Below are 9,443 nucleotides of genomic sequence, written 5' to 3'. Positions count from 1 at the left end.
CGCAGACGGTGCAGGTGTCGGCGTACCCCGACCACTACGCCCAGTGGGAGCAGCAGGCCGCCGACCTCGTCACCGAGCACTGGAACAGCTGACCCTGAAGACTTTCCACCACAAGGGGGACCGCCGGCCGGCACCGAGCACATCGGTGCCGGCCAGCGGCACATCGAGGGCATCCCCGTCACCAAATCTTGGACAGTTGCCGTTCGGGCCGAACGGCAACTGTCCAAGATCCGCGTGTGAGGGCGGCAGCCGCCTACGCCGATGGCGCGTTCCGCACATTGGGAGCGGGCGCAGGACCACCTGGCTGACGTCGGATCGGCACGAACCGACCGCCGGAGGGAACATCGCCGCCTCTCGGCTGGTTGAATGAGGTGTCGGTGTGTCCAGTGTCCCCGGGCCTCACCTCATCGCCTTCGCGGAATACCGTCCGGCTGGAGCCGCGTCGTGCCACTCGCCGAGAGGCGACCTGCACACCGACACCGGCGTCACCCCCGAGCCTCCGGGCCCGGGGGTGACGCTGTCTTCGCGCCCGCCCCGGCACGGCACCGTCGTCTCCGCCGGGCAGCCGATCAGCTCCCCGACGCGGGACGCGGACGGCGACCATCGGAGTGGAGATCGGTGGCCCGTGTCGCGTACCCGCGTGGCCTGGCCTAGTGTTCGAGGAGTCGGCGTCGGGTGGGTCGGGGAGGGGTGTCGCGCGTGGGACTGCGGACCTTCATCCAGGGTTGGCCGGTCTACCGGCAGCTCACCGGCACCGACCCGCTGGGCCGGGGGGCCGCCGCGCAGTCGACCCGCTCGGCGGAGTTGACGGCGCGCACCGAGACGGCCGACAGCGTGGCCCGCTCGGTCTGCCCCTACTGCGCGGTCGGTTGCGGCCAGCGGGTCTTCGTCAAGGACAACGAGGTCACCCAGATCGAGGGCGACCCCGACAGTCCGATCTCCCGGGGCCGGCTCTGCCCGAAGGGCTCGGCCAGCAAGAGCCTCGTCACCAGCCCGCTGCGGCAGACGAAGGTCCGTTACCGGCGGCCCTACGGCACCGAGTGGGAGGATCTGGATCTCGACGTCGCGCTCGACATGATCGCCGACCGGATCCTCGCCGCCCGCGCGGAGACCTGGGAGGACGTCGACACCGAGGGCCGGCCGCTGAACCGCACGCTGGGCATCTCCAGCCTGGGCGGGGCGACGCTGGACAACGAGGAGAACTACCTCATCAAGAAGCTGTTCACAGCGATGGGGGCCATCCAGATCGAGAACCAGGCGCGTATTTGACACTCCGCCACCGTCCCCGGTCTGGGGGCCAGCTTCGGTCGCGGTGGTGCGACGGACTTCCAGCAGGACGTCGCCAACGCTGACGTCGTCGTCATCCAGGGCTCGAACATGGCCGAGGCCCATCCCGTGGGCTTCCAGTGGGTGATGGAGGCCAAGCGGCGTGGTGCGAAGGTGTTCCACGTCGACCCGCGGTTCACCCGTACCAGCGCGTTGGCCGACACCTACCTGCCGATCCGGGCGGGCTCCGACATCGCGCTGCTCGGTGGCGTGGTGCGGTACATCCTGGAGAACGAGCTCGACTTCCGGGAGTACGTGCTGGCCTACACCAATGCCGCGACGATCGTCAGCGAGCGGTTCGTCGACGCCGAGGACGGCGACGGCTTCTTCTCCGGCTTCGACCCCGGGACCGGCAGCTACGTACAGGACTCGTGGCAGTACGCGGGCCACGAGTCCGACTCCGGCAGCGGGCACACCGCCCAGGAGCGGGACACGGCGGCCGGGCTGCGCCACGAGTCGCACGGCGCCCAGGTCGGCGGGCAGGTCGAGCGGGACGAGACGTTGCGGCATCCGCGCTGCGTCTACCAGATCCTCAAGCGGCACTTCGCCCGCTACACCCCGGAGATGGTGGAGCGGGTCTGCGGGATTCCCCAGGAGAAGTTCCTGGAACTGGCCGAGGCGTGGACGGCCAACTCGGGCCGGGAGCGCACCGGGGTGCTGATCTACTCGGTGGGCTGGACGCAGCACAGCGCCGGCGTGCAGTACATCCGCACGGGCGCGATCATCCAGTTGCTGCTGGGCAACATGGGCCGTCCCGGTGGCGGCATCCTGGCCCTGCGCGGGCACGCCAGCATCCAGGGTTCCACCGACATCCCGACGTTGTTCAACCTGCTTCCGGGTTACCTGCCGATGCCGCACCACGCCGATCACCCCACCTTCCAGCGGTGGGTGGACGGCATCCGGCACCCCGGGCGGAAGGGCTTCTGGGGCAACGCCGGGGCCTATGCGGCCAGCCTGCTCAAGGCGTACTGGGGAGACGCGGCGACGCCGGAGAACGACTTCTGCTACGGGTACCTGCCCCGGCTGACCGGCGACCACGGGACGTACCAGCAGGTGCTGAACATGATCGACGGGAAGGTGCGGGGCTACTTCCTGCTCGGCCAGAACCCGGCGGTGGGGTCGGCGCACGGGCGGGCGCAGCGGCTCGGCATGGCCAACCTCGACTGGCTGGTGGTCCGCGACCTGTTCATGATCGAGAGTGCCACGTTCTGGCGGAACAGCCCCGAGGTGGCCACCGGCGAGATCGTGCCGGAGCAGTGCCGGACGGAGGTGTTCTTCCTGCCGGCGGCCTCGCACGTGGAGAAGGAGGGCACCTTCACCCAGACGCAGCGGCTGCTGCAGTGGCGGGAGAAGGCCGTCGACCCGCCGGGCGACGCCCGCTCCGAGCTGTGGTTCTTCCACCAGCTCGGGTTGCGGCTGCGGGAGAAGCTGGCCGGCTCCGACCTGCCGCGCGACCGGGCGCTGCTCGACCTGGCCTGGGACTATCCGACGCATGGCCCGCACGGGGAGCCGAGCGCCGAGGCGGTGCTGCGCGAGATCAACGGGTACGAGGTGGCGACCGGTCGCCCGCTGTCCGCGTTCGCCGAGGCCCGCGACGACGGGTCGACGGCCGTCGGCTGCTGGATCTACTCCGGGGTGTACGCCGACGGCGTGAACCAGGCGGCCCGGCGCAGGTCCCGGCACGAGCAGGACTGGGTGGCGGCCGAGTGGGGCTGGGCGTGGCCGGCGAACCGGCGCACCCTCTACAACCGTGCCTCGGCCGACCCGCAGGGCCGGCCCTGGAGCGAGCGTAAGCGCTACGTCTGGTGGGACCCGGACGCCGGGCGGTGGACGGGCTACGACGTGCCGGACTTCGAGCGGACCAAGCCGCCGACGTACCGGCCGCCGGCGGGTACGGCCGGCCCGGAGGGGATCGCCGGCGACGACCCGTTCGTCATGCAGGGCGACGGCAAGGGCTGGCTGTACGCGCCCAGCGGCGTGCTCGACGGCCCGCTGCCGACGCACTACGAGCCGGCGGAGTCGCCGGTGCGCAACCCGTTCTACCGGCAGCAGGCCAACCCGACCCGCAAGGTGTACGCGCACCCGGTGAACTCGGTGAACCCGAGCCCGCCGCAGGAGCACAGCCAGGTCTTCCCGTACGTGTTCACGGTCAGCCGGCTCACCGAGCACCACACGGCGGGCGGCATGAGCCGTACGGTGCGGCCGCTGGCCGAGCTGCAACCGGAGATGTTCGTCGAGGTGTCCCCGGACCTGGCCGCCGAGGTGGGGCTGGCGCACCTGGGCTGGGCGCACCTGGTCAGCGGCCGGGCGGTGATCGAGGCGAAGGTGCTGGTCACCGACCGGCTCACCCCGTTACGGGTGGACGGCCGGGTGATCCACCAGGTGTGGCTGCCGTACCACTTCGGGTTCGAGGGCCTGGTGACCGGCGACTCGGCCAACGACCTGTTCGGGATCACCCTGGACCCGAACGTGCTCATTCAGGAGAGCAAGATCGGCACCTGTGACGTGCGTCCGGGGCGGCGGCCCACCGGAGCGGCCCTGCTGGACATGGTGGCCGACTACCAGCGGCGGGCGGGCATCGTCCCCGGCCGTCCGGCTCCGACGCTCACCCCCGGGGCGGTCCCGCCGCCTCCCGTCGACGGTGCCGGAAAGGACCGCGATGCTTCCTGACCCGAACAGCCTGTCGGGGCCGCTGGATCCCGCCCCCGAGGCGGGTTGGACGGGCGCACCGCCCCGGATGGGCTTCTTCACCGACACCAGCGTCTGCATCGGCTGCAAGGCGTGCGAGGTGGCCTGCAAGGAGTGGAACGACGTTCCCGGCTCGGGGCTGGACCTGCTCGGCATGTCGTACGACAACACCGGCGCGCTGACCGCGAACTCGTGGCGGCACGTGGCGTTCGTCGAGCAGCCCCGTCCGGCCGGGCGCGGCGCCACCGGCGCGGAGTTCCTGGGCATGCCCGGATCGCAGCCGCCGGGGCGCGAGAGCGGCGCGGAGGGGCGTACGGACTTCCGGTGGCTGATGATGTCCGACGTCTGCAAGCACTGCACCCACGCGGCGTGCCTCGACGTCTGCCCGACCGGCTCCCTGTTCCGCACCGAGTTCGGCACGGTGGTGGTGCAGGAGGACATCTGCAACGGCTGCGGCTACTGCATCTCGGCCTGCCCGTACGGCGTCATCGACCAGCGCAAGGGCGACGGCCGGGCGTGGAAGTGCACGCTGTGCTACGACCGGATCGGCGCCGGGCAGACCCCGGCCTGCGCGCAGGCCTGCCCGACCGAGTCCATCCAGTACGGCCCCCTCGACGAGCTGCGGGAGCGGGCCGCGGCCCGGGTGGCGACGCTGCACGGGCGGGGGGTACCCGAGGCGCGGCTCTACGGGCACGACCCGGACGACGGGGTCGGCGGCGACGGCGCGTTCTTCCTGCTGCTCGACGAGCCCGAGGTGTATGGCCTGCCCCCGGACCCGGTGGTCACCACCCGGGACCTGCCGAAGATGTGGAAGCGGGCGGGCCTGGCCGCCCTGGCGATGGCGGCGGCTGCCGTCGCCGCGTTCGTCGGAGGTTCCTCGTGAGCACGGGCCGCCCGGTCGGCGACCGGTTCCGCCGTTTCCGTGACCGTCTCGACGCGGGCACCCCCGCCGCCGGCCCGGCCGGGTCGCCCAGGACCGGCAGGGGTGGGCGGAGGCGGCGCGGCGGCGAGGAGTTGAGGGTCCCGGAGGCCGAGTTCACCTCCTACTACGGCCGGCCGATCCTCAAGGCGCCGGTCTGGAAGTGGGACATCGCCGCGTACCTGTTCACCGGTGGGCTGGCCGCCGGTTCGTCGCTGCTCGCGGCGGGCGGGCAGCTGACGGGGCGCCCCGCGTTGCGCCGGGCCGGCCGGGTCACCTCGCTGGCGGCGGTCACCGCCAGCACCGTCTTCCTGATCAAGGACCTGGGGCGGCCCGCCCGCTTCCACCACATGCTGCGGGTGGCGAAGCCGACCTCGCCGATGTCCGTGGGCACCTGGATCCTCGGCGCGTTCGGCCCCGTCGCCGGGATCGCGGCGGTTGCCGAGGGGGCGGCGGTGCTGCCGCGGCGGGGCCTGCCCGGGCTCGTCCGCCGGGTGGCGCCGCCGGTGGGGCACGCCGCCGGGCTGGCCGCCGCGGTGACCGCGCCGGCGCTGGCCACGTACACGGGAGTGCTGCTCGCGGACACGGCGGTGCCGTCGTGGCACGAGGCGTACCCGGAACTGCCTGTCATCTTCGCGGGCAGCGCGCTGGCCAGCGGCGCCGGCGTCGGCCTGATCGCCGCGCCCACTCGGCAGGCGGGCCCGGCCCGGCGGATGGCGGTCGCGGGCGCGGCCCTGGAGCTGTACGGCGCGCACCGGGTGGAGACCCGGCTCGGGCTGCTCAGCGAGCCCTACCGGGTCGGGTCCGCCGGTCGGCTGCTGCGCGCCGGGCGGGCGCTGACCGCGCTGGGGGTGGCCGGGGCGCTGCTGGGCCGGCGCAGCCGGACGCTGTCCGCGGTGTCCGGGGCGGCCCTGCTGGGCGCGTCGGTGGCGACCCGGTTCGGCATCTTCCACGGCGGCGTGGCCTCGGCGAAGGATCCGAAGTACACGGTGCTGCCGCAGCGGGAACGCCTCGAGCGGCGCCGCGCCGCCGAGGGCTGACGCCTCGCCGGCACGGCCCCGGCGGGGCTGTGGTTCACTGCTGCGTGGAGGCGTTCAGGCGGCTGGTGCCCCTCCCGGTCTTCAAAACCGGTGTGGCCCGGGACCCGGGCCAGGCGGGTTCGATTCCCGTCCGCCTCCGCCACACGGCGGAAGAGGAAACGATGGGGGACGTCGCGGACGATCCGCGCCGGCGGGTGCCGCGCACCGACGCGCTGCTCGACGACCCCAGGGTGGCCGCCGCGGCGGCCACCCTGGGCCGGGCGCGGGTGAAGGCCGCCGTCCGCCGCGCGCAGGAGCGCGCCCGCCGGGGCGAGATCACCCCCGAGGCGGTACGCGACGACGTCCTCGCCGCCCTGCCCGGGCCGGCGCCCCGGGCCGTGCTCAACGCCACCGGGGTGGTGCTGCACACCAACCTGGGTCGGGCCGCGCTGTCGCCCGCCGCCGTCGCCGCCGTCACCGCCGCCGCCGGGCACACCGACGTCGAGTTGGACCTGCGCACCGGGCGGCGGGCCCGCCGGGGCCGCGACGCCCTCGACGCCCTCGCGGCCGCGGTGCCCGACGCGGGCGCGGTGCACGTGGTCAACAACGGCGCCGCCGCGCTGGTGCTGGCCGCCACGGTGCTGGCCGCCGACGCCGAGATCGTGGTCAGCCGGGGCGAGCTGGTGGAGATCGGCGACGGGTTCCGCCTGCCCGACCTGCTGGAGAGCACCGGCGCCCGGCTGCGCGAGGTGGGCACCACCAACCGCACCACCCTCGACGACTACGCCGCCGCGGTCGGTCCCCGGACCGGCTTCGTGCTCAAGGTGCACCCGTCGAACTTCCAGGTCACCGGCTTCACCTCGGCGGTGCCCGTGCGGCGGTTGGCCACCCTCGGCGTGCCCGTGGTCGCCGACATCGGCTCCGGGCTGCTCGCCCCGGACCCGCTGCTGCCGGCCGAACCGGACGCCGCCGGCACCCTGCGGGCCGGGGCGGCACTGGTCACGGCCAGCGGCGACAAGCTGCTGGGCGGGCCGCAGGCGGGCCTGCTGCTCGGTGCCGCCGACCTGGTCGAGCGGTTGCGCCGGCACCCGCTGGCCCGGGCGCTGCGGGTGGACAAGCTGACCCTCGCGGCGCTCGCCGCGACCCTCGCCGACCCGCTCACCCCCACCCGGGCCGCGCTGCACGCCGACGCGGGTGCGCTGCGCGCACGGACGGAACGGCTGCGCGACGCCCTCGCCGGCGACGGGTGCAAGGCGCAGGTGGTGCCCACCGGCGCGGTCGTCGGCGGCGGCGGGGCACCGGGGGTCGAGCTGGACTCGTGGGCGCTCGACCTGCCCGAGCGGTACGCGCTGCCGCTGCGCGTCGGCGACCCGCCGGTGCTCGGCCGGGTCGTGCGGGGCCGGCTGCTGCTGGACCTGCGCTGCGTACCCGCCGACGCCGACGCGGCGCTGCGTGCCGCCGTGCTGCGCGTGCCCGGGGAGGGCTGACCGTGCTCGTGGTGGCGACGGCCGGGCACGTCGACCACGGCAAGTCGACCCTGGTCCGGGCGCTGACCGGGATGGAACCCGACCGGTGGGCCGAGGAACGCCGCCGGGGCATGACCATCGACCTCGGTTTCGCCTGGGCGCCGCTGCCCTCCGGCGCGACGGTCGCGTTCGTCGACGTGCCGGGGCACGAGCGGTTCGTGCCGAACATGCTCGCCGGCGTCGGCCCGGTGCCCGCCGCGCTGGTGGTGGTCGCCGCCGACGAGGGCTGGATGCCGCAGTCGGCCGAGCACCTGGCCGCGCTGGACGCGCTCGGGGTGTCGTACGGCCTGCTGGTGGTGACCCGGGCGGACCTGGCGGACCCGGGGCCGGCGACGGCCCAGGCCCGGGCGGAGCTGGCCGCGACCTCCCTCGGCGCGGTCGACGCGGTCGCCGTGAGCGGGTCGACCGGCGACGGGCTGCCGCAGCTACGGGCGGCCCTGGACCGGCTCGCCGCCCGGCTGCCCGCCCCGCGCGCCGACGCCCCGGTGCGGCTGTGGGTGGACCGCGCCTTCACGGTCCGGGGCGCCGGCACGGTGGTCACCGGCACCCTCGGCGCCGGCCGGCTGCGGGTGGGTGACGAGCTGGAACTCGCCTCCAGCGCGGAACCGGTCCGGGTGCGTGGCCTCCAGTCCCTCGGCGCGGCGCGGCCCGACGTCGCCTCGGTGGCCCGGGTGGCGGTGAACCTGCGCGGTACGCCCCGGGACCGCCTGGGGCGCGGCGACGCGCTGCTCACTCCCGGGCGGTTCCACCGCACGGACCTGCTGGACGTCCGGCTGGCCGGCGACCCCGCCGGTGACCTGCCGGCCACCCTCACCCTGCACATCGGCTCGGCGGCGGTGCCGGCCCGGGTCCGGCCGCTCGGTCCGGACACCGTGCGGCTGCGGCTGGCCCGGCCGTTGCCGCTGGTGGTCGGCGACCGGGCGCTGCTGCGCGACCCGGGCCGGCACCACGTCGCCGGCGGGGTGACCGTGCTGGACGTGGCGCCGCCGCCGCTGACCCGCCGGGGCGCGGCGGCCGCCCGCGCGGCCGTGCTGGCGACGGTGGACGGCCGCCCCGACCTGACCGACGAACTGCGCCGGCGGCGACTGGCCCGGGCCGCCGACCTGGTCCGCTTCGGCGTCGAGGTCACCGGCCGGCCGGTCGCCGGCGACTGGCTGGCCGACCCGGAGCACTGGCGGGGCCTGGCCGCCCGGCTGGCCGAGGAGGTCGCCCGGCACGCCCGGGAGCATCCGCTGGACGCCGGGGCGCCGGTCGAGCTGCTCCGGCAGCGGCTGAGCCTGCCCGACCGGGCGCTGGTCGAGGCACTGGTGCGACCGCCGCTGCGGCTGCACGCCGGGCGGGTCACCGCGTCGGCGGCCGACGCGCTGCCGGAACCGGTGGCCCGGGCCGTGGCCCGGATCCGCGCCGACTACGCCGACCGCCCGTTCCGGGCACCGGAGGCGGAGGACCTCGCCGACCTGGGGCTCGGGCCCCGGGAGATCGGCGCGGCCGTCCGCGCTGGGGCGCTGCTGCGGCTCACCGGGAACGTGGTGCTGCTGCCCGGCGCGGCCGACCACGCCGCGCGGGTGCTGGCCGGGCTGCCGCAGCCGTTCACGCTCAGCGCCGCCCGGCGGGCGCTGGACACCACCCGGCGGGTCGCGGTGCCACTGCTGGAGCTGCTGGACCGGCGCGGCGTCACGCGGCGGCTGCCCGACGACGCCCGGATCGTGGTCACCGCCCGGTCCTGAAGCCGCCCCGGCGGTGCCGGTGGTCGCCTAGCGTGACGCCATGGACCCTTCCGCGGTCTGGCGGGACAAGCAGCACAAGTGGCGGATCGAGGCGTACCGGGCGCCGGACCTGCGCTTCGCGATATTCGCCACCAACGGCACCACCGAGTCCGCGCCGCTGTGGCTGTTCGGGATGTCGGCCCTGGCCCGGTGGCTGATGACGCACAAGATCTCCCTCGACGACCTGGAGGTCGACTGA

At 75.0% G+C, this 9,443-nt stretch carries 6 protein-coding genes and 1 tRNA gene; all 7 read left to right on the top strand.

Annotated features, from left to right (window positions below):
• Window positions 1-699: 699 nt before the first annotated feature.
• Complete coding sequence (gene fdh / locus ABZ809_RS29225; RefSeq protein ID WP_357565835.1) at window positions 700-3,996, top strand: formate dehydrogenase; 3,297 nt, start codon at window positions 700-702, stop codon at window positions 3,994-3,996.
• Entirely contained in the window at window positions 3,986-4,897 is a 912-nt protein-coding gene (locus ABZ809_RS29220; protein ID WP_357565834.1) for a 4Fe-4S dicluster domain-containing protein, read from the top strand. Before fdh ends, ABZ809_RS29220 begins: the two co-directional genes overlap by 11 nt.
• Window positions 4,894-5,973 (top strand): NrfD/PsrC family molybdoenzyme membrane anchor subunit, encoded by a 1,080-nt coding sequence (gene nrfD, locus ABZ809_RS29215; RefSeq protein WP_357565833.1) that lies wholly within the window; start codon window positions 4,894-4,896, stop codon window positions 5,971-5,973. Before ABZ809_RS29220 ends, nrfD begins: the two co-directional genes overlap by 4 nt.
• Window positions 5,974-6,019: 46 nt before the next feature.
• Window positions 6,020-6,115, top strand: a tRNA-Sec gene (locus tag ABZ809_RS29210).
• A 19-nt stretch (window positions 6,116-6,134) separates the two neighbouring features.
• Complete coding sequence (gene selA / locus ABZ809_RS29205; protein WP_357565832.1) at window positions 6,135-7,439, top strand: L-seryl-tRNA(Sec) selenium transferase; 1,305 nt, start codon at window positions 6,135-6,137, stop codon at window positions 7,437-7,439.
• A gap of 2 nt (window positions 7,440-7,441) precedes the next feature.
• Window positions 7,442-9,205 carry a selenocysteine-specific translation elongation factor gene (selB, locus tag ABZ809_RS29200; protein ID WP_357565831.1) on the top strand — a complete coding sequence of 588 codons (1,764 nt, stop codon included), beginning with the start codon at window positions 7,442-7,444 and terminating at the stop codon, window positions 9,203-9,205.
• Between the two features lie 40 nt (window positions 9,206-9,245).
• A complete protein-coding gene (locus tag ABZ809_RS29195) occupies window positions 9,246-9,443 on the top strand; it encodes a hypothetical protein (RefSeq protein ID WP_350687479.1) in 198 nt (65 codons plus the stop codon).

Source organism: Micromonospora sp. NPDC047074 (assembly GCF_040643815.1).
Taxonomy (GTDB): domain Bacteria; phylum Actinomycetota; class Actinomycetes; order Mycobacteriales; family Micromonosporaceae; genus Micromonospora.
Note: the sequence above shows the minus strand (reverse complement) of the source record. Positions and strands in the feature narration are given on the sequence as shown.